The following is a 24,363-nucleotide window of genomic DNA, read 5'->3' as shown; positions in this document are numbered from 1 at the left end:
TCAGGACTGCCGGGCCGAGCGGGACGCTCAGTACATGTTGTTGTAGATGTCCCAGCCGTAGCCGACCTTCACACGCTTGTTGATCTTTCCGGTGCCGGTGGACGTGTAGAGGTACACGTCTCCCTTGCCGTCGACGCCGATCAGATCGGCCTTGCCGTCACCGTTGATGTCACCCGGTGCGACGAACTGCTTGTAGATGTTGTAGCCGGTGCCGATCTTGACGCGCGCCTTGAAGGGTGCGGTGGCGACGCCCGTGCCCTTGTACAGGTAGAGCGTGCCGTCCGACGCGCGGGCCACCATGTCGTTCAGACCGTCGCCGCTGAGGTCACCGGCGCCGACCAGCTTGTTGTACGTGTTGTAGCCGTAGCCGACCTTGAGCTTGGCGGAGAAGCCGGTGCCCAGACCGTTGCCCCGGTAGAGGTACAGGTCGCCCGTCTTGGTGCGGCCGAGCAGATCGCCCTTGCCGTCGCCGCTCAGGTCGCCCGGACCGACGAGGGCGTTGTAGGAGCTCCAGCCGCTGCTGACGGCGGAACCCTCGTTGTAGAGCGTGCCGTTGTACGTCTCCAGCAGGTCGGCGAAGCCGTCGTTGTTGAGCGACGACGGGAAGTTGATGTTGGCGCCGGCCCAGCCGCCGCTGTCACTGGCCTGCACGCGGGCGCTGAGCTTGCCGTTGTTCTTCGCGTAGTACCAGTAGAGCGTGCCGCCCTTGGTGCGGGCCATCAGCTCGTTCTTGCCGAAGTCCGGGTTCCCGCCCTGGCCGCCGAAGAGCGACGCGACGTTCCAGCCGGTGCCGATCTGGGTCCGCTTGAGGAAGGTGCCGTAGCCGGTGGACTCGTACGCGTACAGCGTGCCGCCCGGCGTACGGGCCATCAGATCGCCGAGACCGTCACCGGTGGCGTCGTCGGTGGCGATGATCTGGTTGTACACGTCGAACCCGTAACCGACCTTGACGCGTGCCTTGTACGGCGCCGAGGCGTTGCCGGAACCCGCGTAGTAGTACAGGTCACCGGCGGGCGTACGGGCGTAGAGGTCGCCGATCCCGTCGCCGTTGACATCGTTCGCACCGACGATCTGGTCGTACGAGCCCCAGCCGTAGCCCACCTTGACGCCGGCCTTGAAGGGCGCACTGGTGATGTTGCCGCTGGCGGCGTACAGGTAGATGTCACCGGACGGGGTACGGGCCAGCAGGTCGCCGCGGCCGTCGCCGGTCAGGTCGCCGGCGGCGATGACCTTGTTGTACTTCTGCCAGCCGGTGCCGGACCAGTCGGCGTAGCCGGAGCTGTCGGCGCTCCAGGCCTGGTGGAGCGAGAGCCTGCCGGACGCCGACAGGGTGAGCAGCTCGGGCCTGCCGTCGCCGTTCAGGTCTCCCGGCGTGATGACGTCCTTGAACTTCTCGTTCGGGTCGTCGGTGTTCAGGCTGAACTCGTAGGTGCTCGACCCGTTCGTCGGAATGACGTAGTAGTGCCCGTCGATGCCGCGGTAGAGCGTGTCGCTGTAGCCGTCGCCGTCCGCGTCGAAGCGCGGTTCGGCGGGAACGACCGCGGCCTTCGCGCCCTCGGCGGCGGCCGCCGACGACTTCTTCTTCGCGGTGTGCTTCGGCAGCGTCAGCGTGGGCTGCGCGTCGACGGCGGGGACGCGGGGCTCCGTCGCGCGATGCGGCGTGGGCGCCGAGCCATCGGCCGAGGCCGGCGCGGCCAGCAGCATGCCGGCGGAGAGAACGAGTGCGGTGCAGGCCGCGATCCGGCGCGCGCGCTTCGAGCGCGCGGGAACGGAACGGCCGGTTTCCACAGAAGACAAAGCCCCCCCAGGGGTAAGTAGTGGAACCGGGAGAATCGTGTTCACAGGTGCATCACATGCAGCGTGAAGTGTTCCCGGGATAGTCACAGACTCTACAACTGTGGCTGCCGGGACTGAAGTGGTTTGGCAATACATCAATGTCTCGGCTTGGACACGCCCCTGCCCAACCGTTCCTGCCAACTGCCCCTGCGAACCGGTCCCGTGTGCCGCCCCCCGTGCGCCGCCCGCTCAGTTCTTGCGGTGGCCGATCAGCCGCGGCTTCGACTCCAGGTTCTCCAGGCCGTGCCACGCCAGGTTCACCAGATGCGCCGCGACCTCGGCCTTCTTCGGCTTCCGGGCGTTCATCCACCACTGCCCCGTCAGCGCCACCATGCCGACCAGCGCCTGCGCGTACAGCGGAGCCAGCTTCGGATCGAAGCCCCGGGCCTTGAACTCCAGGCCCAGGATGTCCTCCACCTGGGTGGCGATGTCGCTGATGAGCGAGGCGAAGGTGCCGGTCGACTGCGCGACCGGCGAATCACGCACCAGGATGCGGAAACCGTCCGTGTACGTCTCGATGTAGTCCAGCAGCGCGAACGCCGCCTGCTCCAGCAGCTCACGCGGGTGACCGGCGGTCAGCGCACTGGTCACCATGTCCAGGAGCTGGCGCATCTCCCGGTCCACCACCACGGCGTACAAACCCTCCTTGCCGCCGAAGTGCTCGTAGACAACCGGCTTGGAGACCCCGGCGCGCGCCGCGATCTCCTCCACCGAAGTGCCCTCGTAACCCTTGTCGGCGAAGAGGGTGCGACCGATGTCCAGCAGTTGCTCGCGGCGTTCCTTGCCGGTCATCCGCACCCGTCGGGCCCGCCGGGTGGAGGGTGGACGGGTGTTCTCGCTGCCTGTGCTTCCGTCGGTCGCCACATCACCAATCATGCCGCGTCGGCCTCCGCCGAGTGGCGCCGGGACTCGATACGCGCGGCGTCGGGCCAGCGCACATCGGTCGCCCACCCCAACTTCTCGAACCAGCGGATCAGCCGGGCACTCGAATCGATCTGCCCCCTCATCACACCGTGCCGCGCACTCGTCGGGTCCGCGTGATGCAGGTTGTGCCACGACTCACCGCACGAAAGGATCGCCAGCCACCACACGTTCCCGGACCTGTCGCGGGACTTGAACGGCCGCTTGCCGACCGCATGGCAGATGGAGTTGATCGACCAGGTCACATGGTGCAGCAGCGCCACCCGGACCAGGGAGCCCCAGAAGAACGCCGTCGCCGCACCCCACCACGACATCGTGACCAGACCGCCGACCAGCGGCGGGATGGACAGCGACAGGATCGTGAACGAGAGGAAGTGGCGCGAGATCCCGCGGATCGCCGGATCCCTGATCAGATCGGGGGCGTACTTCTGCTGCGGCGTCTGCTCCTCATCGAACATCCAGGCGATGTGCGCCCACCACAGCCCCTTCATCAGGGCCGGCAGCGTCTCACCGAAACGCCACGGCGAGTGCGGGTCGCCCTCGACGTCCGAGAAGCGGTGGTGCTTGCGGTGATCGGCCACCCAGCGCACCACCGGACCCTCCACGGCGAGCGAACCGGCCACGGCCAGGGCGATACGGAGCGGACGCTTCGCCTTGAACGAGCCATGGGTGAAGTAGCGATGGAAGCCGATCGTGATGCCGTGGCAGCCGATGAAGTACATCGCCACCAGCAGACCCAGATCGAGCCAGCTGACACCACGGCCCCAGGCCAGCGGCACCGCCGCGACCAGGGCCAGGAACGGCACGACGATGAACAGCAGAAGCGCGAACTGCTCGATCGACCGCTTGTTGTCCCCGCCGAGCGTGGCGGAGGGAGGACCGTCGGCCGCCGGGGCGGCCTCGATCACATCAGGACTGGTCTTCATGGGGAGTCCCCTGTGGGGTGAGAACGCTACGGAAAGCCCGGGCTACGCATCCGTAACCTACGGCGTCGTAAGTATGGCAGCGCGGAGCCCCGCCACAAGAGGGAGCGGCCGACCGGGCACAGAGTGGCGTCATACGGGGTAGGGGACAGAACGCGTACCCCGGACGTACCCACCATGAACAGCGGACACCTTTCGGGGCGCGAACAGCACCGAAAGCACGGACACCTATCCTGGAGAGGTCGGACAGCGCGGTCCGCACTCTGCTTTCCCGGGGGTGGCGTGGCACCCGCTGTCAGCCGTGGGCCCCGGATCCCGTGCTCTACCACTGCAAGGAGCCGCACACTGTGAGCAGTGCCGACCAGACCCCTGCCGCCAGCCCCGAGCTGCGCGCCGACATCCGCCGCCTCGGCGACCTGCTGGGCGAGACCCTCGTACGTCAGGAGGGCCAGGAGCTCCTCGACCTCGTCGAACGGGTCCGCGCCCTGACCCGCACCGACGGCGAGGCAGCCGCCGAACTCCTCGGCGACACGGACCTGGAGACCGCCGCACAGCTCGTGCGCGCCTTCTCCACCTACTTCCACCTCGCCAACGTCACCGAGCAGGTCCACCGCGCCCACGAGATGCGCGACCGGCGTGCCGCCGAGGGCGGGCTCCTCGCCCGCACCGCCGACCGGCTCAAGGACGCGGACCCGGAGCACCTGCGGGCCACCGTCAAGAACCTGAACGTACGGCCCGTCTTCACCGCGCACCCGACCGAGGCCGCACGGCGCTCCGTGCTCAACAAGCTCCGCCGCATCGCCGCGCTCCTGGAAACCCCCGTCATCGAGGCCGACCGGCGCCGCCAGGACATCCGGCTCGCCGAGAACATCGACCTCATCTGGCAGACCGACGAACTCCGCGTCGTCCGCCCGGAACCCGCCGACGAGGCCCGCAACGCCATCTACTACCTCGACGAACTCCACGCCAACGCGGTGGGCGACGTCCTGGAGGACCTGGCCGCCGAACTGGAGCGCGTCGGCGTCGAGCTGCCCGCCGGCACCCGCCCCCTCACCTTCGGCACCTGGATCGGCGGCGACCGCGACGGCAACCCCAACGTGACGCCCGCCGTCACCTGGGACGTGCTGATCCTCCAGCACGAGCACGGCATCACCGACGCCCTCGAACTCGTCGACCAGCTGCGCGGACTCCTCTCCAACTCGATCCGCTACACCGGAGCCACCGACGAGCTCCTCACCTCCCTCCAGGCCGACCTGGAACGCCTCCCCGAGATCAGCCCCCGCTACAAGCGGCTGAACGCCGAGGAGCCTTACCGCCTCAAGGCCACCTGCATCCGGCAGAAGCTCGTCAACACCCGCGAGCGCCTCGCCTCCGGCACCCCGCACCGCCCCGGCTGCGACTACCTCGGCACCGCCGAGCTCATCGCCGACCTGACCCTCATCCAGACCTCACTGCGCGAGCACCGCGGCGGCATCGTCGCCGACGGCCGGATGGACCGCACCATCCGCACCCTTGCCGCGTTCGGCCTCCAGCTCGCCACCATGGACGTCCGCGAACACGCCGACGCCCACCACCACACGCTCGGCCAGCTCTTCGACCGGCTCGGCGAGGAGTCCTGGCGCTACGCCGACATGCCGCGCGACTACCGGCAGAAGCTCCTCGCCAAGGAGCTCCGCTCCCGCCGCCCGCTCGCCCCCACCCCGGCCCCGCTGGACGCCGCGGGCGAGAAGACCCTCGGCGTCTTCCACACCATCAAGGAAGCCTTCGAACGCTTCGGCCCCGAGGTCATCGAGTCCTACATCATCTCGATGTGCCAGGGCGCCGACGACGTCTTCGCCGCCGCCGTCCTCGCCCGCGAGGCAGGCCTCCTCGACCTGCACGGCGGCTGGGCCAAGATCGGCATCGTCCCGCTCCTGGAGACCACCGACGAGCTCAAGGCAGCCGACGTCATCCTCGACGAGATGCTCGCCGACCCCTCCTACCGCCGGCTCGTCTCGCTCCGCGGCGACGTCCAGGAGGTCATGCTCGGATACTCCGACTCCTCCAAGTTCGGCGGCATCACCACCTCCCAGTGGGAGATCCACCGCGCCCAGCGCCGGCTCCGCGACGTCGCCCACCGCTACGGCGTACGACTGCGCCTCTTCCACGGCCGCGGCGGCACCGTCGGCCGCGGCGGCGGCCCCTCGCACGACGCGATCCTCGCGCAGCCCTGGGGCACGCTCGAGGGCGAGATCAAGGTGACCGAGCAGGGCGAGGTCATCTCCGACAAGTACCTCATCCCCGCGCTCGCCCGCGAGAACCTGGAACTGACCGTCGCGGCCACCCTCCAGGCCTCCGCGCTGCACACCGCACCCCGCCAGTCCGACGAGGCCCTGGCCCGCTGGGACGCGGCCATGGACACCGTCTCCGACGCCGCCCACGCCGCGTACCGCAAGCTCGTCGAGGACCCCGACCTGCCGACGTACTTCCTCGCCTCCACCCCGGTGGACCAGCTCGCCGACCTGCACCTGGGCTCGCGGCCCTCCCGCCGCCCCGGCTCGGGCGTCTCACTCGACGGCCTGCGCGCCATCCCGTGGGTCTTCGGCTGGACCCAGTCCCGGCAGATCGTGCCCGGCTGGTACGGCGTCGGCTCCGGCCTCAAGGCACTGCGCGAGGCCGGTCTGGACACCGTCCTGGAAGAGATGCACGAGCAGTGGCACTTCTTCCAGAACTTCCTCTCGAACGTCGAGATGACCCTGGCCAAGACCGACCTGCGCATCGCCCGGCACTACGTCGACACCCTCGTCCCCGACGAGCTCAAGCACGTCTTCGACGCCATCGAGGCCGAGCACGCGCTGACGGTGAAGGAAGTCCTCAAGATCACCGGCAACGCCGAACTGCTCGGCACCAGCCCGGTGCTCCAGCAGACCTTCGCCATCCGTGACGCCTACCTGGACCCGATCTCCTACCTCCAGGTGTCACTGCTGGCCCGCCAGCGCCAGGCGGCCGAACGCGGCGAGGAAGCCGACCCGCTGCTCGCCCGCGCCCTGCTGCTCACCGTCAACGGTGTCGCGGCCGGACTGCGCAACACCGGCTGATCAACGCCGTAGCGGGTGCGGTCCCGTCACAGGGCGAAGAACGTCGCCGCCAGCAGGACCGCACCCGCGATCCCGGTGCCCCACGCGGTCCGGGGCAGCCGCAGACCGCCGCCGATCACCAGCGCGGCCAGGAGCAGCGCCCCGCCGAGCGGCGCCCACGCGTGCAGGAACCCCGGCGTCCCGGTCCGCACGACCTCGAAGGTGCCCGGCTTCACGACGACGGGGAAACGGTCACCCTTCTTCGCCGCCACGGAACTCTCGACCGACACCCGGGACCGCCCGGCACCGCCGTCCGACGGCGCGTACGGTCCCGTGCACACCTCGCTGCCGCACCCGGTGACCGTCATCGTTCCGTGCTCACGGCCCTTGGCCAGCACGATGTGGTGCGCCGAGTCCCACGAGGTCATCACGCCCGCCGCCAGCAACAGCAGGACGACACAGCCGAGCGCGGCGGCGCGGCCGTAGTGCAGGGCACGTTGGGAGGAACTGCGCTTCATGGGGGCCGATCCTTTGTCAGCGCCCCGCATCCGGTCAAGCTGTGGCCGAAAACAGCAGGATTACCGGCAGGTATGTCGGGATTCGGGCACGCCGGGACTCAGGAGTTGTACGCGCTCTGCGCGCGCTCCAGACCCTCCGCCAACAGGCACTCCACCGAATCCGCCGCCCGGTCCACCAGGAACCCGAGCTCCTTGCGCTCCGTGGACGAGAAGTCCTTCAGCACGAAGTCGGCCACCTGCATCCGGCCCGGCGGGCGCCCGATCCCGAACCGGATCCGGTGGTAGCCCGGCCCTATCGACTTCGTCATCGACTTCAGCCCGTTGTGACCGTTGTCGCCGCCGCCCAGCTTCAGCCGCAGCGTCCCGTAGTCGATGTCCAACTCGTCATGGACCGCCACGACGTGATCGAGCGGCACCTTGTAGAAATCACGCAACGCCGTCACCGGACCGCCGGACAGGTTCATGTACGACATCGGCTTCGCCAGCACCACCCGACGGCTCAGCGGCCCGGGCGGACCGATCCGGCCCTCCAGCACCTGCGCCTGGGCCTTCGACGCCCGCTTGAACTTCCCGCCGATCCGCTCCGCGAGCAGATCGGCGACCATGAAGCCGACGTTGTGCCGGTTCGCCGCGTACTCGGGACCGGGATTGCCCAGGCCCACGATCAGCCAGGGGTCGGTGGCGTCGGACATCGCGCTGGGTCTCCTCGGGTACGGGCGGGTCACGGACAGGGAAAACGGGGCGGCGGATCCCCCGGAGGGAGACCGCCGCCCCGTCAGTCAAGCAGGTGGGGTGAGGCTCAGGCCTCGGAGCCCTCGGCGTCGCCCTCGGCGGACGGCTCCTCGGACTGCGCGGCGACGACCGCGAGGACGACCGCGTCCGGGTCGGCCTCGGCCAGCACGGAACCGGACGGCATCGGGATGTCCTTGGCGAGGATGGACGCACCGGCGTCCAGGCCCGCGATGGAGACCGTGACGGAGTTGGGGATGTGGGTGGCCTCGGCCTCGACCAGCAGGGTGTTCATCACGTACTCGAGCAGGTTGCCGCCCGGGGCCAGCTCGCCCTCGACGTGCACCGCGACCTCGACGTTGACCTTCTCGCCGCGCTTCACGGTCAGCAGGTCGACGTGCTCGATGTTGCCCTTGAGGGCGTTGCGCTGCACGGCCTTCGGGATGACCAGCACGTCCTTGCCGTCGATCTCCAGACCGATCAGGACGTTGGCGGTACGGAGCGCGAGCTGAAGCTGGTGGGCCGGCAGCGAGATGTGAACCGACTCGGCGCCGTGGCCGTAGATGACGGCGGGAACGAGGTTGGCGCGACGGGAACGGCGGGCAGCGCCCTTGCCGAACTCGGTACGGACCTCGGCGTTGAGCTTGATCTCGGCCATGACTGCACTCCTCGTAAGGTGACAAAACTCCGATTGGTCACCCGGCCCACGACAGGCCTGCTACGAAGAGCGCGTCGATAACGGACCGCCGTACCTATGAGTACGGCCTCCCTCGCCGAGCAACTCGCTGAGTCTACCCGGCGGGGAGGCCGCACCCCAAGTGGATCTTCTGTGGCGACTTTTCGCCTACTGCTCCTCGAAGAGGCTCGTGACCGAACCGTCCTCGAAGACCTCGCGCACCGCGCGGGCGATCGTCGGCGCGATCGAGAGCACCGTGATCTTGTCGAGCTCCAGCTCGCCCGGGGTCGGCAGGGTGTCCGTGAACACGAACTCGCTGACCTTCGAGTTCTTCAGCCGGTCGGCGGCCGGACCCGAGAGGACACCGTGCGTCGCCGTCACTATGACGTCCTCCGCACCGTGCGCGAACAGGGCGTCGGCGGCGGCGCAGATCGTGCCGCCCGTGTCGATCATGTCGTCGACCAGGACACAGACCCGGCCCTCGACGTTGCCCACGACCTCGTGCACGCTGACCTGGTTCGGCACGTCCTTGTCGCGGCGCTTGTGCACGATCGCCAGCGGGGCGTCCAGCCGGTCGCACCAGCGGTCGGCGACCCGGACCCGGCCCGCGTCCGGCGAGACGATCGTCAGCTTCGAACGGTCGACCTTCGCACCGACGTAGTCGGCCAGGATCGGCAGCGCGAAGAGGTGGTCGACCGGGCCGTCGAAGAAGCCCTGGATCTGGTCGGTGTGCAGGTCGACGGTGAGGATGCGGTCCGCACCCGCCGTCTTCATCAGGTCCGCGATCAGACGGGCCGAGATCGGCTCGCGGCCGCGGTGCTTCTTGTCCTGGCGGGCGTAGCCGTAGAACGGCACGATCACCGTGATCGAACGGGCCGACGCGCGCTTCAGCGCGTCCAGCATGATCAGCTGCTCCATGATCCACTTGTTGATCGGAGCCGTGTGGCTCTGGATCAGGAAGCAGTCGGCGCCGCGGGCGGACTCCTGGAAGCGGACGTAGATCTCACCGTTGGCGAAATCGAAGGCCTTCGTCGGCACGAGGCCGACACCCAGCTGGTGTGCAACCTCCTCGGCCAGCTCGGGGTGGGCGCGGCCGGAGAAGAACATCAGTTTCTTCTCGCCGGTCGTCTTGATCCCGGTCACAGCACAGTCTCCTCAGACGTGTTCCTGGCGCTGCACGCAGATGTCCCGATGTGCAACGAGCCAGCCGAAATGGGGTGAGCATCTATCACGGTACGCCGTGCACGACGCGCCTGATTCCGGTCAGCTTTCGCCGCCGGCGTCCTCCGCCGCGACCTGAGCCGCCTGCGCGGCCGCGCTGCCCGGACGCTTGCGGGCCACCCAGCCCTCGATATTCCTTTGCTGGCCACGGGCCACGGCCAGCGAACCGGACGGCACGTCCTTGGTGATGACCGACCCGGCCGCGGTGTAGACACCGTCCCCGACCGTGACGGGAGCCACAAACATATTGTCCGACCCGGTACGGCAGTGCGAGCCGATCGTCGTGTGGTGCTTGGCCACGCCGTCGTAGTTCACGAAGACGCTCGCCGCACCGATGTTGGTGTGATCGCCGATCGTCGCGTCACCGACGTAGGACAGGTGGGGGACCTTCGTGCCCTCGCCGATCGTCGCGTTCTTCATCTCCACGTACGCACCGGCCTTGGCCTTCGCGCCCAGCCGCGTACCCGGCCGCAGATAGGCGTACGGACCGACCAGCGCGCCCGGACCCACCTCCGCCCCGTCCGAGACGGTGTTGTCCACCCGGGCGCCCGTGTGCACGACCGTGTCCGTCAGCCGGGAGTTCGGCCCCACCTCGGCGTCCTCCGCGAGGTGTGTCGTACCCAGCAGTTGGGTGCCCGGGTGCACGATCGCGTCCCGCTCGTACGTCACGGTGACATCGATCAGCGTCGACGCCGGGTCCACCACGGTCACACCGGCCGTCATCGCCCGCTCCAACAGCCGCTGGTTCAGCAGCCGGCGGGCCTCGGCGAGCTGCACCCGGTTGTTGATCCCGAGGATCTCCCGGTGGTCCCCGGCGACCGAGGCGCCGACCCGGTGCCCCGCCTCGCGCAGGATGGACAGCACGTCGGTGAGGTACTCCTCGCCCTGGCTGTTGTCCGTACGGACCTTGCCCAGCGCATCGGCGAGCAGCTGCCCGTCGAACGCGAACACCCCGGAGTTGATCTCCCGGATCGCGCGCTGCGCGTCGGTGGCGTCCTTGTGCTCGACGATCTCGGTGACCGCACCGGTCGCCGGGTCGCGGACGATCCGGCCGTAGCCGGTCGAGTCGGGGACCTCGGCGCTCAGCACGGTGACCGCGTTGCCGTCGGCGGTGTGGGTGGCGGCGAGCGCGGTGAGCGTCTCGCCGGACAGCAGCGGGGTGTCCCCGCAGACCACGATCACGGTGCCCGCGACGGTCCCGCCCAGCTCGTCGAGCGCGACGCGCACCGCGTTCCCGGTGCCCTTCTGCTCGGCCTGGTAGGCGGTGCGCACCTGGGCGTCCGCGGCGGTGAGGTGGGCGGTGACCTGCTCGCTCGCATGGCCGACGACCACGACGAGGTGCTGGGGCTCCAGCTCGCGGGAGGCCGCGACGACATGTCCGACGAGCGAGCGCCCGGAGATCTCGTGCAGAACCTTGGGGGTCTTCGACTTCATGCGGGTGCCCTCACCCGCTGCGAGGACGACGACGGCTGCCGGGCGTTCGGAGCTCACGGATATGCCCTTCGGCTTCGGGTGATGGACATCCGCAGGATACCGGGGGGCGCCGGGCCGGACATGAGTGCGGGCCCCGACCGGTTCGGTCGGGGCCCGTATGTCTTGCTCCCCCACCAGGATTTGAACCTGGACATACAAGACCAAAACTTGCAGTGCTGCCTGATTACACCATGGGGGAATGATTCCGACTGAACCGGACATTGTTCCGGTTCGCCGGATCGGCACTCAACACTATGCCGTACCAAGCCCCTTTCCCGCGACGATGGAGCTCCGCACTCTTGACCGCGCGGATGACGAGGCGGCCGTGACAGGTGTCGCCCGTGTTCTTGCGGTTGGTCCTCGGGGTGCGCTTTTCGAGGGTCGTCCCCATGAAGCCGGTGCGCGGTGCTCCCGTCGCATCCGCCCGGAAATCCTCGGCGTCCGTCACATCGGCCGTCTCGTGAAGGCGGGCGGTCCCGGATCTGCCGGACGCTCAGCCCCTCGCGGCGCGGTGCGATGACCCGCTCCCGAAGGCCCTCGAGGTCGGCGTACTCGCTGGTGATGTGTGTCATGGGGCAAGCGATATCCGAAATACGGACGCATGGGTCGAATGGGCGGTCGATTCGCCATTTTGGGCGATCGCCGATCGTTTCGTCTCCGTTCGAACGAGCGACGTGCTGTTCAGGTCACCCGAAAATGAGGTGCGCCCGCCCGTACGCTGGATGCCATGACCGCAACGGGGGAAGACCGGGAAGCGGCGGGACCGACCACCCGCGGCTACTGGTGGTGGGAACGGCGACGGAGCGTCGCACTGGATGTCGGACTGGCGCTGTTCTCGGCGCTGGAGTGCGGGTTGGAAGGGGTGGAATTCGCCGGGGACACCGGGCTGCCGGTGCCTCTGGGGGTGGTGTTCGGGTTCTTCGCCGGGGCCGTGCTGCTGGTGCGCCGGCGGTGGCCGATCGCCGTGGTGCTGGTGTCCGTCGCGACGACACCGGCCGAGATGGGCTTCCTGATGGGCCTGGTCGGCCTGTACACGCTGGCCGCGTCCGACGTGCCGCGGCGGATCACCGTGGTGCTGATGAGCATGTCCCTGGTGGGCACGTTCATCGTCACGTACGTACGGCTGCGGCAAGGCGTGTCGGCCAGTGCCGACTTCGGGCCCGGCGACTGGTACGTCCCGATGCTGTCCCTCTTCATGGCGGTGGGGCTCGCCGCGCCGCCGGTGCTGTTCGGCCTCTACATAGGGGCCCGGCGCCGGCTGATGGAGAGCCTGCGGGAGCGGGCTGACTCGCTGGAGCGGGAGCTGTCGCTGCTCGCGGACCGGGCCGAGGAGCGGGCCGAGTGGGCGCGCACGGAGGAGCGGACCCGGATCGCCCGGGAGATGCACGACGTGGTCGCCCACCGGGTGAGCCTGATGGTGGTCCACGCCGCGGCGCTCCAGGCGGTCGCGCCCAAGGACCCGGCGAAGGCGGTGCGCAACGCGGCGCTGGTCGGTGACATGGGGCGGCAGGCGCTGACCGAGTTGCGCGAGATGCTCGGGGTGCTGCGCACGGGCGAGCCGATGGCGGCCCGGGTGACCAAGGTGCCGCTCGCCTCCGTCGGCCGGGTGGCCGCGGCCGCGCCGGAGGACGGGCCCCGGCTGCACGAGGTGGAGACGCTGGTCGGGGAGTCGCGGGCGGCGGGGATGACGGTGGAGCTCTCGGTGGAGGGCGAGACGCGTCCGTACCCGCCCGAGGTCGAGCAGACGGCGTACCGGGTCGTGCAGGAGGCCCTGACGAACGTGCACAAGCACGCGGCCGGTGCGAAGACGTGGGTGCGGCTGGCGCACCGGGGGGCGGAGGTCGCCATGCAGGTGGAGAACGGCCCCTCGGACTCGGGCACGGCGGATGCGGGGTTGCCCAGTGGGGGCAACGGTCTGGTGGGCATGCGGGAGCGGGTGCTGGGTCTGGGCGGGGTCTTCGTCTCCGGCCCGACGGACGCGGGCGGCTTCCGGGTGTCGGCGGTCCTGCCGGACGCCGGCGGGGCCGGAGCCTGAGAGCGCGTCCGGGCGCTCTCCGGCCCGTCCGGCGATCGTGGACGGACGGGCCCGAGGATGGACGGGGCCGAGGTTGGCTCAGCCCGAGGCGGGCTCGGCCCGTGGACGGACGGGCCCGAGGCGGGCTCAGGCCGAGGTCAGGCGGTCCGGCTGGGTTCCCGTGACCAGGGTGGACAGGGCCTTGTCGATGTCCGGACCCAGGTACCAGTCACCCGTGTGGTCGACGCTGTAGACCCGCCCCTCGATGTCGATCGCGAGCACCGCGTGCCCGTCCCCTTCATCGCCCAGCGGCGCGACCTCGGTCTCCAGGGCGCGCCCGAGGTCCGCCAGGGTCCGGGCCAGGTGCAGTCCGCGCAGGGGGTCGATCCGTACCGCCGCCGGTGCGATCTGGCGGCCGGGCGCGGCCGCGGTGATGTGCAGGCCGCCGAATTCGGCCCAGGCCTCCACGGCTGCCGGGAAGACGGCGTGCTGGTGGCCGGCCGGCGACGCGTGCAGGCGCAGCGCGTCGGCCCACTCCTCGGCCTGGCGGATGTCCCAGCGGCCGGGCTGCCAGCCGGCGGTGCGCAGGGCGGCGTCGACGGCGGCGGGGAAGCGGGTGGCGGCGTGGCGGTCGTGGTTCGCCGGGCCCGCCTGTTCGGGGAGGTCGTTTCGGTCGGCCATGGGGGCGCGTTCAGCCCTTCTCGGCGGTGGTGGTCGCCGCTCCGGTCGTGGTGAGGTCGACGGGACGTACGCCGAAGTGGGCGAGCATCACCGAGCAGGAGCGGCAGGGCGGTGCGTAGCTGCCGTGCAGGGGGTCGCCGTCCTCGCGGATGCGGCGTGCGGTGAGCCGGGCGTGCTTGAGCGCGCGGCGGGCCTCGCCGTTGGTGAGGGGCTTGCGCTGGGCCCGCTTGGAGCGGCCGGTCTCGGTGGCGGTGAGGTGCCTGGAGAGCAGTATCGCTTCGGGGCAGCGGCCGGTGAAGCGTTCCCGCTGGCCGCTGGTGAGGGTGTCGAGGAAGTCCTGGACGAGGTGGTGCAGTACGGGTGGCTGGTCGCCCTTGCCCGCGGTGCAGGTGAGCGTCTCGCCGCGTACGGACAGCGCTGCGGCCACCGCGGGCAGGATGCCGTCGCGGCGGTGGGTCAGTCGGGGTGCGTGACTGGTTTCGGTGCTGCTCCAGCTGAGTCGTGGGTCCCCGGATGTGACGGTGTGTGCAGAGTGTGCGGTGTGCATGGTGCTGTGTCCCTCCCGTGCCCGCAGCGGCCGCTGTGGAATGTGCACGCCCCCGTGTATGCGGGTGACAGCCTGCCAAATGTGTCGGGTCGTGTGAAAGCTGGGTCAGGGAAATGTGTGTGCGTGTCGCGCGGGAGCGGCCTCGCCGTCGCTCATCCGGACCAGCGTTGTGACGGTTCGTGACGGAAGTGGCCGGGGGGCCGGATGGGCGGGGCCCGGTCTTGCGGCACCGCATAGGCTGTGCCGGGACCGCCCCCCATGGGCAGGTCGGTCCTCATCAGTCAGTCAGACGCAGCAGGGGGCAACCGCCATGACGACAGGCCGGCTCGGGCAGCAAGCCGCGCCACCGAACGGGGCCTACGCCGGGCAGCTCGTGCACTTCCCGGATCCGGTCCGGGCGTCCCGCCACCCCAGAGGTGTGCGCATGGACGGGAACGGCTGTCCGGAGTTCGCGCCGTACGCGCGCGCCGCCGCCGAGATCGCCGAGCCCCCGCAGGGCTTCGGCGTCGATGAACTGCGGCTCACGGACTACGTGTCGGCGAACGCGGCACTGGCGGCCACCGGCCATGAGCTGTGGGACACGATTCCGGCGGTGGCCACCCCGCACGGCTGGACCTGGCACCACGTGCCGGGCGGCCGGCGGATGGAGCTGGTTCCGGTCGAGGTGAAGGCGCTGTTGCGGCATCACGGCGGGCTGGCGACGACCGCGGTGGACCAGGACAAGCGGGGAACGCGCCCGCTCCAGGAGACGCGGCCCGCGCACTTCCGGCTCCCGAAGGGGGCCGTGGCGGTGAGCGAGCAGCAGGTCCAGGGCGTCGAGGAGGACCTCGGTTACCGGCTGCCCGGTGCGTACCGTTCGTTCCTGAAGGCGGCCGGCGGTTCGGCCCCGGTCGGTGCGGCGCTCGACGCGGAGCTGGGTCTCCTGGTCGACCAGCCGTTCTTCACGGTGCGCGAGGAAGCCGCCGTGAACGACCTGGTGTACGTCAACAAGTGCCTGCGGGACCATCTGACCAAGGACTACCTGGGGGTCGGTTTCGTCCAGGGCGGCATCCTCGCGGTGAAGGTCCGGGGCCAGGCCATCGGTTCGGTCTGGTTCTGCGCGTACGACGACGCGCGGGACCGGGACGGCTGGAGTGTCCAGGAGCGGGTGGACCGGCTGCTGTTGCCGTGCGGTGCGGATTTCGATGCCTTTCTGCAGCGTCTCGCGGGTAATCCGCCGGAGCTGGAGACGGTGGCGAACCTGATGGTGGACGGCGGCTTCGCGCGCGCGGTCCCGGTGGAGGGGTGAGCGCGATGGTGACCTTTGCGCAGGCGCAGGAGCGCGCGGACGAGTGGGTCAACGGTGACGTTGCGGCGTATCAGCACCGCGAGGTGCGGGTACGTGAGTTCGAGCTGGGTTTTGTGGTGTGGGCCGAGGACCGGGCCGAGGGTCCGGTCTCGGACGGTGGCCGACAGCGGCTGGTGATCGCCCGGGACAGCGGTGAGGCGACGTTGTGGCCGGGGCTGCCGGTCGGTGAGGTGATCCGGCGGTACGAGGAGGAGTACAGCGCTCCGGATGTGGCGCAGGCTGCCCCGGAGCCGCCGCAGCGCATCGATCTGAATCAGACGTCGTTCCTGTTGAGCCCGCCGGAGTGGCTCCAGGAGGCGGCGGACAAGCTGGGTATTCCGGACCGGCGGGCGGAACGCGCCGGGGAGCCGGTGCCGCCGCGGACGCCCGCCGCCCCTGCTCCCCCTTCTCCCGTTTCTTCTGCTCCCCGGCCGGACGGGCCGGGCGCCTACGAGCCCACCGCGTACGAGGGGGTTCCGGCGTCCGCGCCGCAGCCGCCGGTCGGGGCCACGCCGTGGGCGGGGACCGATACCAACGCCGACTCCGACGCCGAGGGGGTGGGGATGCCGGCCACGGTGTTCGCGCCGCCGCTCTCGGGTGCGGACGACGAGGGCGCGCCGCCCAGGGTGGTGTCGGCCGATGCACCGACCGCGCTGATGTCCGGGGGCAGCCAGTTGCCCCGGACGGCGATCGTGCCCGGTTTCGACCCGCAGGGTCCGGGGGCTCCGGTTCCGGGTGCGCCCGGTGCGCCCGGTGCCCCCGGCCGCCCCGGCGGGTCAGGTTCCGGGGACATCTCGCAGGAGGCCACCAGCAAGGCCCCCGTCTCGCCGCGGGGCGCGCGCGGAGGGGGCTCGACGACTCCGCCGCCGCCCGGTGCCCCCGGCATTCCGGGTGCGCCGGTGCCGCCGCCCTCGGGACCGGGTGCGCCCGGCGCCCCGGCGGGCGGGTACATGCCGACGCAGCTCGCCCCGCACCCGGGCCCGCCCGGCGCACCCCGGCCGCCCGGCCCGCCGGGTGCGCCGATGCCGCCCGGTCCGCCCTCGCCCGGTGGCGACGTGCACCAGGCGGCCACGATGTTCGCGCCCCCCGGACAGGTCGGCCCGCCGGCTCCGCAGCCGCCCGGTCCTCCTGGCCCTCCCGGTTTCCCGGGTGCCCCGCAGCCTCCCGGCCCGCCCGGCCCTCCCGGTTCCACGCCGCCCCCCGGTGGCGGTGCGCATCACGCGGCGACGATGCTCGCGGGTCCCGGCCAGATGGGGCCGCCGGCCCCGCAGCCGCCTGGCCCTCCCGGTGCCACGCCGCCCCCCGGTGGCGGTGTGCACCATGCCGCGACGGTGCTCGCCGGTCCGGCCCGGATGGGCCCGTCCGCGCCGCAGCCGCCGGGTCCGCCCGGTGCGCCGATGGGCGGCGCCCCCGGCGCCGTACCGCCGCCGGCGTACGGGTATCCGCAGGCGCCCGCCGGTCAGCCGACCGTCGGCCCCGGCTACCAGGCCGTGCTGCGCTACCGCGGACCCGATGGCAGCGAGCAGCGGCTGATCCGCCGTTCGGCGCCCGGGACCCCGCACCCGGAGTGGCAGATGCTGCACGAGCTGCGGGCCATGAACGTGCCGCCGCAGCAGGTCATCGAGCTGCACACGGAGCTGGAGTCCTGCGAGCTGCCGGGTGGTTACTGTGCCCGGATGATCCGGGAGACCTGGCCGCAGGTGCGGATCACCAGCGTCGCCCCGTACGGCACCGATCACGCGAGCCGGCAGCAGGGCATGCAGCATCTGCTCACCCACCAGGGCGAGCTGCACCAGGTCGCGGACGGTCCGGCGCGTCCGGCGCCGGTGCGGGCGCCGCTGCCCCAGATACCGCCCGCGATGCCGGTGCCGCCGGAGGCCATGGCGGAGGAGCTGCTGCAGACCTTCGGTCCGCAGGGCATTCTGCGCTTCGACCAGCGCGCGGTCTCCCGGCAGGGGGTGCCGGATGTCGTGGCGCGGACCCTGGTGTGGGCGGGGCTGCCGGCCGACTTCGGGCCGTTCTTCTGGGCGCAGCCGGGGCAGCCGGTGGTGCCGACGCTGGCCGAGCTGGCCGTGCAGCGCCAGGTGCAGCCCGCGCCCGACGCGGGGTCGTACCTCGTGATGGGTTCGGACTTCGGCCGGGCGATCTGTGTCCAGTACGGGACGGCGAACATCGTGGCCGTGCCGGTGGAGGCGGGTCCCGGCGGGCAGCCGGTGCCGCCGCAGTTCGTGAACACCGGGCTGCCGGAGTTCACCCGTTCGATGGCCCTGCTGGGCCGGATGTGGCGGCTTCGGTACGGGCTCAACCCGGAGCAGGCCGGCCGCTGGACGGTCGACTTCCAGGCCCAGCTCGTCGCACTGGACCCGGCGTCGCTCGCGTCGCCGGAGAGCTGGTGGTCGGTGCTGCTGGAGCAGATGTGGGACGGCCTGATCTGATCGTTCGGCCCGTCGTAGCACTTCATTGGGCGTGGCGCCCCGTCCCCTGCTGGGGGGTGGGGCGCCACGCCTTTGCCGTCTGTGACGCCCGTCGCTTCCGTCCGGAAAGCATCGAAAGGATTCCGACTTCTCAGCCAATTGCCGCATCCTTGACGTATTGCTCGATGGTCGGATCGGGTCGGAGAGTCGGAAAGAGGCGTCAAGGATGAGTTCTGCACCGGTGTCCGCGCACGGCTTCGTCGGGGTGCGCGGACGTGGCTACCGTCCGGAGCAGGTGGACCGCGCGGTGGCCGCGCTGTCCGCCGAGCGGGACGAGGCCCAGGAGCAGGTGGCGCGGCTGACGGCGCGGTTGGAGGAGCTGATCGCGGAGTCGGCGCGGCTGGACGAGGCCGTCGCCGTGCTGGCGCCGCAGGACTACGCGTCGCTGGGGGAGCGGGCGCAGGAGATCCTGGCGCTCGCCCAGGGGGAGGCGGAGTCCGTGCGGGGTGCCGCGCTGGAGGATGCGCAGTCCGTGCGGGACGCGGTGGACGAGGCGGCGCGGGCGTTGCGCGAGTCGGCCCGTGCGGACGCGGAGGCGATGCGGGCGGCCGCGTCGGCCCGGGCCGAGCAACTGCTGACCGAGGCCGAGGGGTCGGCCGGCGAGGCGCTGACCGCGGCCCGGTTGGAGGCGTCGGCGACCCGCGAGGAGGCGGACGCCGCGCTGGAGGCGACCCGCAGTCGTACGGCGAGCGTGCTGGCGCACCAGAAGCAGGAGCACGCCGAGCGGTGGAAGAGCGCCGAGCGGGGGCTCGCGGACGCGGAGTCGGCGCAGTCCGCGGAGCTCACGGAGCTCACCGGGCGGGCGGAGGCCGTACTGGCCGAGGCACGCCGGGCACTGGCCGAGACGGCGGAGGCCGCGCGGCACGGCCAGGAGGACGCCGAGGCACGGGGCGCGGAGCTGATCGCGGCCGCCCGGGTGCGCGAGGAGCGGGTGGCGCGGGAGACGGAGCGGATTCTCCGCGAGCACGAGGAGGGCCGCGAGGAGGTACAGGCGCACATGGCGCATGTCCGTAATTCGCTGGCGGCGCTCACCGGCCGGGCCGGGACTGCGGAGGACTGAGGAGGATCAGGGGCTGAGGGGGACCGGGGGAGCGAGGGGAACCGGAGGCTGATGGGGACCGGGGGGCCGAGCGGGCGTCGCGGTCGGGAGTGCGGGCGTCGCGGTCGGTTGCGCGGGGGCGGGCCCGGGGCCCGGGATGCGTGCTTGTGGTGGGCCGGCCGGGGGCAGGGGCGCGGTCGGTCGCGCGGGGTCAGGGGCGCGGTCGGTCGCGCGGGGTCAGGGGCGCGGCCAGGGGCGCTTGGACAGGTGCTCGATGCCGCTGTTGAAGCGCTTGAGGTAACCGGCGAAGGCGGCGATGTCCTCGTCCGGCCAGTCGTTCATGATCTGGTCGAGGGAGCGCACGACGCGTTCGCGCTCTTGGTCGAGGAGCTTGGCGCCCTTGTCGGTGATGCGGAATTTACGGGCCATGCCGCCCCCGGGATCCGGGATGCGTTCGGCCAGTCCGGCTCGTGTCACCGCGGCTGTCTGGCGGTTGAGGGTGGAGGCGTCGAGACCGAAGGCCTCGCTCAGTTCGCCGTTGGACATGGGCCCCTGGATCCGGATGCGACTCAGCAGGATGTAGGCGCTCCGCTCCATGAGGGCGTACTTGTGCCGCCCGCCCCGGTGGTGCGCGAGATCGTGTCGCGCGAGCAGCATCTGCTCGTACTCCACTTCGTCCGTGGGCCTGGCCATGTCTGCGGCCTCCTGCTCCTGCGCCGGGATCGGTTGCACGTGGGGTCTTGAACGCCGGCTCATGCTCTCATGCAGCGTGCACAAGCCATGTGGTGTGTACGACACATTCGGCGTGTACGATGCACATCGCTATTCGGCGGACGAGACAACGACCCCAAGGAGTTCCTCTTCATGGATGCCCCCCATCCGTCAGCCAGAACGGGCGGTGTGGTCGCCACGCTCGCCTTCGCCGGCACCGTGGCGGCGGTCATGCAGACCCTGGTCACCCCGCTCATCGCGGAGCTGCCGCAGCTCCTCAACACGACTTCCTCCAACGCCACTTGGGTGATCACCGTCACCCTGCTGGTCTCTGCGGTGTGCGTGCCGGTATCGGGACGGCTGGGTGACCTGCTGGGCAAGCGCCGGATGCTGCTCGTGTGCGCGGTGCCGCTGTTCGTCGGTTCCGTGGTGTGCGCCCTCGCGTCCACCGTCGTCCCCATGATCATCGGGCGCGGTCTGCAGGGGATGGGCATGGGCATGGTGCCGCTCGGCATCGCTCTGCTGCGTGACGTGGTGCCGAAGGAGAAGCTGAGCTCCTCCATCGCCCTGGTCAGCGCCTCGCTCGGCATCGGCGGCGCCCTCGGCCTGCCGATCGCCTCGGCGGTCGCCCAGTACGCGAGCTGGCGGGTGCTGTTCTGGGGCTCCGCCGTGCTGGCCCTCGCCATCTCCGCGCTGATCTGGTTCCTGATCCCGGACGTCCCGGCCGGCGCCAAGGGGCAGCGTTTCGACGTGCCCGGCGCCCTCGGCCTGGCCGTCGGTCTGGTCTGCCTGCTCCTCGCCGTCTCCAAGGGCGCCGAGTGGGGCTGGACCTCCACGACGACGCTCGGACTGTTCGTCGCCGCCGTCGTGGTGCTCATCGGCTGGGGGTTCTGGGAACTGCGGACCAAGGACCCGCTGGTCGACCTGCGCACCACGGCCCGCCCGCGGGTGCTCATCACCAACATCGCGTCGCTCTTCGTCGGCTTCGGCATGTACGCCGGGATGCTGATCGCGCCGCAGCTGCTGCAGTTCCCCGAGGCCACCGGCTACGGCCTGGGCCAGTCCATGCTCGCGGCGGGTCTGTGGATGGCCCCCGGCGGCATCATGATGATGCTGGTCTCCCCGTTCGGCGGGAAGCTCACCGACGCCCGCGGCCCGAAGTTCACGCTGATCTGCGGTGTGCTGGTCATCGCCGCGGCCTACGGACTGGGCGTTGTCCTGATGGGCTCCGCCTGGGGCCTGATGCTGTTCCTCATGGTCAGCAGCAGCGGTGTCGGCCTCGCCTACGGGGCGATGCCCGCCCTGATCATGAGCGCGGTCCCGGCGTCCGAGACGGCCGCCGCCAACGGGTTCAACACCCTGATGCGCGCGCTCGGCACCTCGATCGGCGCCGCCGTGATCGGCGCGGTCCTCTCGCAGATGACCACGGAGGCGGGTGGCTTCACCCTCACCTCCGAGGCCGGGTTCCGTACCGGCCTGTTGTTCGGTTGCGGTGTCGCCGTCGTCGCGGTGGTGATCGCGGCGTTCATCCCGGCCGTTCGCGGGTCCGCCGCCACCGGTGAGAAGGCCGACGAGGCCGCCTCGCCGGAGGTGGCCGCGGCCAGGAGCTGATCCCGGCGCGCGTCCCTGTGCGCGCAGCCCCCGGGGTGGTCTCGTCGAGTGCGGACGAGGCCACCCCGGTCGCGTTTGCCCCGTGGCTACTTGAGGCCGAGGACCTGCTCCAGAGGGTCGATGACGAAGTAGACGAAGAAGAGCGCCGTGGTGCCCCAGAGCAGCCAGTGGACTTCGCGGGCCTTGCCCAGGCACGCCTTGATGATCACGTAGGCGACGAAGCCGGCCCCGATGCCGTTGGTGATGGAGTAGGTGAACGGCATCACGACGATGGTGAGGAAGGCCGGGATGGCGACTTCGTAGCGGTCCCAGTCGATGTGCTTGACCTGGGTCATCATCAGGAACCCGACCACGACGAGCGCGGGGGACGCGGCCTGGAGGGGCACGATGGTCAGCACGGGCGTGAGGAAGAGCGCGAGCGCGAACAGGCCGCCGGTGATGAGGTTGGCGAAACCGGTGCGGGCGCCCTCGCCGACCCCGGCGGCGGATTCGATGTAGGTGGTGGCCGACGACGAGGAGGAGGCGCCACCGGCGACGGCGGCCACGCCGTCGATGAGCAGGACGCGGCCCAGACCGGGCACCTGGCCCTGCTCGTCGAGGAGTCCGGCTTCGGCGGTGACACCGACGACGGTGCCCATCGTGTCGAAGAAGTCGGACAGGACGAGGGTGAAGACGAGCAGGACGACGGTCAGGACGCTGACCTGTCCGAACGAGCCGAACAGGTCGAACTTGCCCAGCAGTCCGAAGTCGGGTGCGGCGACGGGCTTGTCGGGCAGCGCGGGCGAGGTCAGGCCCCAGGACTTGATGTCGGCGAACTCGTTGATGACGACGGCGAGGACGGTCATCAGGACGATGCTGATGAGAATGGCGCCCTTCACCTTGCGGGCGAGGAGCACTATTGTCATGAGCACGCCAAAGCAGAAGACGAACATGGGCCAGCCGGTGAGCGTGCCGGTGCCGAGCTGAACGGGCACGGTGGAGTTCGCGGCGTCCGGGATGCGGGTGACGAACCCGGAGTCCACGAAGCCGATGAAGGCGATGAACAGGCCGATGCCGACGCTGATGGCCTGCTTGAGGGGTTGCGGGATGGCGTGCATGATCGCCTCGCGCAGGCCTGTCATCACCAGGACGCAGATCAGCAGACCTTCGAGCACGATGAGGCCCATCGCGTCGTCCCAGCCCATCATGGGGGCGACCTGGAAGGCGACGACGGCGTTGATGCCCAGGCCTGCGGCCAGGGCGAGCGGAAGATTGCCGCCCACACCCATGATCAACGTCATCACCGCGGCCACCAGGGCTGTGGCGGTGACCAGTTGGACGCTGTCCAGCTGCTTGCCGAACTTGTCCTCGGCGCCGCCGAGGATGATCGGGTTGAGCACGAGGATGTACGCCATGGTGAAGAAGGTGGCGAACCCGCCGCGTATCTCCCGTCCGTAGGTCGATCCGCGTTCGCTGATGCGGAAGAACCGGTCGAGAGGGCTGCCGGATCCGGTGGGCGGCACGTCGGTCGCGCTGGTCTCACTGGGGTGCATGACTGTTTCTCCTGGGCCTGCAGTGAAATAGAAGGGTGTGACCGGGTGCCGCCTGAAGCGGGTGACAGGCATTCGCGCAAACGTGCGGAGGGCACCTTGCGAGCGGATCATACGCGGAGGGATCTGGTTGGCAACCGCACTGCCTTGAGGGGTAGTTGACGATTCCAATAGTCCTCTGTCGGTTCCTACGGAATCACCGGCGACCTATCGCGCCAAACCGTGAGACAGGCGACAGTGACCATGGATTTTCCGGTGACAGCCCCCCTACTCTCTGCGCGTGCATCCACCACTCCCCTTCAACGCACGCGCGGCCCGCGCCCTGCGCGAAAAGCTCGGGATGGCCCCCGGTCACGTCGCCTACGCCATGCGGGCCTCCTTCGACATGTCCTACATCGCCCCCGAACACGTCGCCGCATGGGAACGCGGCACCCATCTGCCGAGCGCGAACGAACTCATCGCCCTGGCCGGCGCCCTGTGGTGTCACCCCAGTGAACTCATGGGCAGGCCCGGTACCTTGCGCGAACACCGCATCGCCCGCGGTATCTCCCCCGAGGACGTCGCACGCGGCACCGGCCTGAACATCGCCGCCTACCACGCGATGGAGGAAACCGGTCAGTGGACCGGTGACCAAGGGCAGTCCCTCAGACTCGGCAGCCTCCTGGGCCTGCCCCCACGCGACTACATCGCGATCACCGGGCTCGAGGACGAACTCGCCCGACTCCTCACCGAAGCCGTCTCCACCCGCTGGCAGGCGCACGTCCGCGCCATCGCGAAGCTCCTCTCCATGGACCGCCGTGAGCTGCGGGACCCCTTGAACGCCATGCAGCACGAGTACCAGGCCCTCATGGCCGCCACCCTCAGCCGGGCCGGCGGCGCCACCGCCTCCGGCGAGGACGGACGCAGCTACATCGACGACATCGTCAACCGGTTCTGGGCCCGGCTGCCGGACCACTCGTAGCCGGGTGACCGGGGCCCGCCGCCCCGGCGCCTGCCGCGCGCCACGACGGGCGCGGGAGGACGGGCAGGACCGGCCGGACGCCGCCCCCGGCGCCGATGCCCCGCCCGCGTCCGCAG

At 70.5% G+C, this 24,363-nt stretch carries 19 protein-coding genes; 7 read left to right on the top strand and 12 right to left on the bottom strand.

The annotated features are described in order from the left end of the window. Positions 1 to 27: 27 nt before the first annotated feature. The 3 genes from FHX80_RS10485 to FHX80_RS10475 all read right to left on the bottom strand — a co-directional run bounded on the left by FHX80_RS10485 (position 28) and on the right by FHX80_RS10475 (position 3,683). On the bottom strand, positions 28 to 1,704 hold the full coding sequence (locus FHX80_RS10485) for an FG-GAP repeat domain-containing protein (RefSeq protein WP_375883786.1): 1,677 nt from the start codon (positions 1,702 to 1,704) through the stop codon (positions 28 to 30). A 321-nt stretch (positions 1,705 to 2,025) separates the two neighbouring features. Then, positions 2,026 to 2,712, bottom strand: coding sequence for a TetR/AcrR family transcriptional regulator (locus FHX80_RS10480; RefSeq protein ID WP_145763949.1), 687 nt, complete (start codon positions 2,710 to 2,712; stop codon positions 2,026 to 2,028). Further along, a complete protein-coding gene (locus FHX80_RS10475) occupies positions 2,709 to 3,683 on the bottom strand; it encodes an acyl-CoA desaturase (protein WP_145763948.1) in 975 nt (324 codons plus the stop codon). Before FHX80_RS10475 ends, FHX80_RS10480 begins: the two co-directional genes overlap by 4 nt. 344 nt (positions 3,684 to 4,027) lie before the next feature. Between FHX80_RS10475 and ppc the strand changes: the two genes are divergently transcribed. Beyond that, a complete protein-coding gene (ppc, locus tag FHX80_RS10470; RefSeq protein WP_145763947.1) occupies positions 4,028 to 6,757 on the top strand; it encodes a phosphoenolpyruvate carboxylase in 2,730 nt (909 codons plus the stop codon). A gap of 26 nt (positions 6,758 to 6,783) precedes the next feature. On the opposite strand, the gene FHX80_RS10465 is transcribed toward ppc, so the two are convergent. From FHX80_RS10465 to glmU, 5 genes are all read right to left on the bottom strand, one after another. Beyond that, positions 6,784 to 7,254: a hypothetical protein gene (locus tag FHX80_RS10465; RefSeq protein WP_145763946.1), complete on the bottom strand. Its 471-nt coding sequence runs from the start codon at positions 7,252 to 7,254 to the stop codon at positions 6,784 to 6,786. A 98-nt stretch (positions 7,255 to 7,352) separates the two neighbouring features. After that, a complete protein-coding gene (pth, locus tag FHX80_RS10460) occupies positions 7,353 to 7,946 on the bottom strand; it encodes an aminoacyl-tRNA hydrolase (RefSeq protein ID WP_145763945.1) in 594 nt (197 codons plus the stop codon). A 107-nt stretch (positions 7,947 to 8,053) separates the two neighbouring features. After that, positions 8,054 to 8,641 (bottom strand): 50S ribosomal protein L25/general stress protein Ctc, encoded by a 588-nt coding sequence (locus FHX80_RS10455; RefSeq protein ID WP_145763944.1) that lies wholly within the window; start codon positions 8,639 to 8,641, stop codon positions 8,054 to 8,056. A gap of 186 nt (positions 8,642 to 8,827) precedes the next feature. Then, complete coding sequence (locus FHX80_RS10450; protein WP_024490433.1) at positions 8,828 to 9,802, bottom strand: ribose-phosphate diphosphokinase; 975 nt, start codon at positions 9,800 to 9,802, stop codon at positions 8,828 to 8,830. A gap of 120 nt (positions 9,803 to 9,922) precedes the next feature. Then, positions 9,923 to 11,371, bottom strand: a complete 1,449-nt coding sequence (glmU, locus tag FHX80_RS10445) for a bifunctional UDP-N-acetylglucosamine diphosphorylase/glucosamine-1-phosphate N-acetyltransferase GlmU (protein ID WP_145763943.1) — start codon at positions 11,369 to 11,371, stop codon at positions 9,923 to 9,925. A gap of 709 nt (positions 11,372 to 12,080) precedes the next feature. Between glmU and FHX80_RS10440 the strand changes: the two genes are divergently transcribed. Next, on the top strand, positions 12,081 to 13,388 hold the full coding sequence (locus FHX80_RS10440) for a sensor histidine kinase (protein ID WP_145763942.1): 1,308 nt from the start codon (positions 12,081 to 12,083) through the stop codon (positions 13,386 to 13,388). A 126-nt stretch (positions 13,389 to 13,514) separates the two neighbouring features. Here FHX80_RS10440 and FHX80_RS10435 read toward each other — a convergent pair whose 3' ends face one another. Together FHX80_RS10435 and FHX80_RS10430 are read right to left on the bottom strand one after the other, a co-directional pair. Further along, complete coding sequence (locus FHX80_RS10435; RefSeq protein WP_145763941.1) at positions 13,515 to 14,048, bottom strand: SUKH-3 domain-containing protein; 534 nt, start codon at positions 14,046 to 14,048, stop codon at positions 13,515 to 13,517. Between the two features lie 10 nt (positions 14,049 to 14,058). Further along, positions 14,059 to 14,595, bottom strand: a complete 537-nt coding sequence (locus FHX80_RS10430) for a YwqJ-related putative deaminase (RefSeq protein ID WP_145763940.1) — start codon at positions 14,593 to 14,595, stop codon at positions 14,059 to 14,061. Between the two features lie 310 nt (positions 14,596 to 14,905). Between FHX80_RS10430 and FHX80_RS10425 the strand changes: the two genes are divergently transcribed. The 3 genes from FHX80_RS10425 (at position 14,906) to FHX80_RS10415 (ending at position 19,456) form a co-directional block, all read left to right on the top strand. Further along, entirely contained in the window at positions 14,906 to 15,883 is a 978-nt protein-coding gene (locus FHX80_RS10425; protein WP_145763939.1) for an SMI1/KNR4 family protein, read from the top strand. A 5-nt stretch (positions 15,884 to 15,888) separates the two neighbouring features. Beyond that, positions 15,889 to 18,357, top strand: coding sequence for an SUKH-4 family immunity protein (locus tag FHX80_RS10420; protein ID WP_145763938.1), 2,469 nt, complete (start codon positions 15,889 to 15,891; stop codon positions 18,355 to 18,357). 205 nt (positions 18,358 to 18,562) lie between these two features. After that, positions 18,563 to 19,456 carry a coiled-coil domain-containing protein gene (locus tag FHX80_RS10415; protein ID WP_208764621.1) on the top strand — a complete coding sequence of 298 codons (894 nt, stop codon included), beginning with the start codon at positions 18,563 to 18,565 and terminating at the stop codon, positions 19,454 to 19,456. A gap of 216 nt (positions 19,457 to 19,672) precedes the next feature. Here FHX80_RS10415 and FHX80_RS10410 read toward each other — a convergent pair whose 3' ends face one another. Beyond that, positions 19,673 to 20,128 carry a MarR family winged helix-turn-helix transcriptional regulator gene (locus tag FHX80_RS10410; protein ID WP_145763937.1) on the bottom strand — a complete coding sequence of 152 codons (456 nt, stop codon included), beginning with the start codon at positions 20,126 to 20,128 and terminating at the stop codon, positions 19,673 to 19,675. Between the two features lie 171 nt (positions 20,129 to 20,299). Here FHX80_RS10410 and FHX80_RS10405 point away from each other — a divergent pair, with 171 nt between their 5' ends. After that, positions 20,300 to 21,757 carry an MFS transporter gene (locus FHX80_RS10405; RefSeq protein ID WP_145763936.1) on the top strand — a complete coding sequence of 486 codons (1,458 nt, stop codon included), beginning with the start codon at positions 20,300 to 20,302 and terminating at the stop codon, positions 21,755 to 21,757. 86 nt (positions 21,758 to 21,843) lie between these two features. On the opposite strand, the gene FHX80_RS10400 is transcribed toward FHX80_RS10405, so the two are convergent. Beyond that, a complete protein-coding gene (locus tag FHX80_RS10400) occupies positions 21,844 to 23,289 on the bottom strand; it encodes an NCS2 family permease (protein ID WP_145763935.1) in 1,446 nt (481 codons plus the stop codon). Positions 23,290 to 23,566: 277 nt separating this feature from the next. Between FHX80_RS10400 and FHX80_RS10395 the strand changes: the two genes are divergently transcribed. Then, a complete protein-coding gene (locus FHX80_RS10395) occupies positions 23,567 to 24,247 on the top strand; it encodes a helix-turn-helix domain-containing protein (protein WP_167523391.1) in 681 nt (226 codons plus the stop codon). The last annotated feature ends 116 nt before the right edge of the window (positions 24,248 to 24,363 follow it).

Source organism: Streptomyces brevispora (genome assembly GCF_007829885.1).
GTDB lineage: Bacteria > Actinomycetota > Actinomycetes > Streptomycetales > Streptomycetaceae > Streptomyces > Streptomyces brevispora.
Note: the sequence above shows the minus strand (reverse complement) of the source record. Positions and strands in the feature narration are given on the sequence as shown.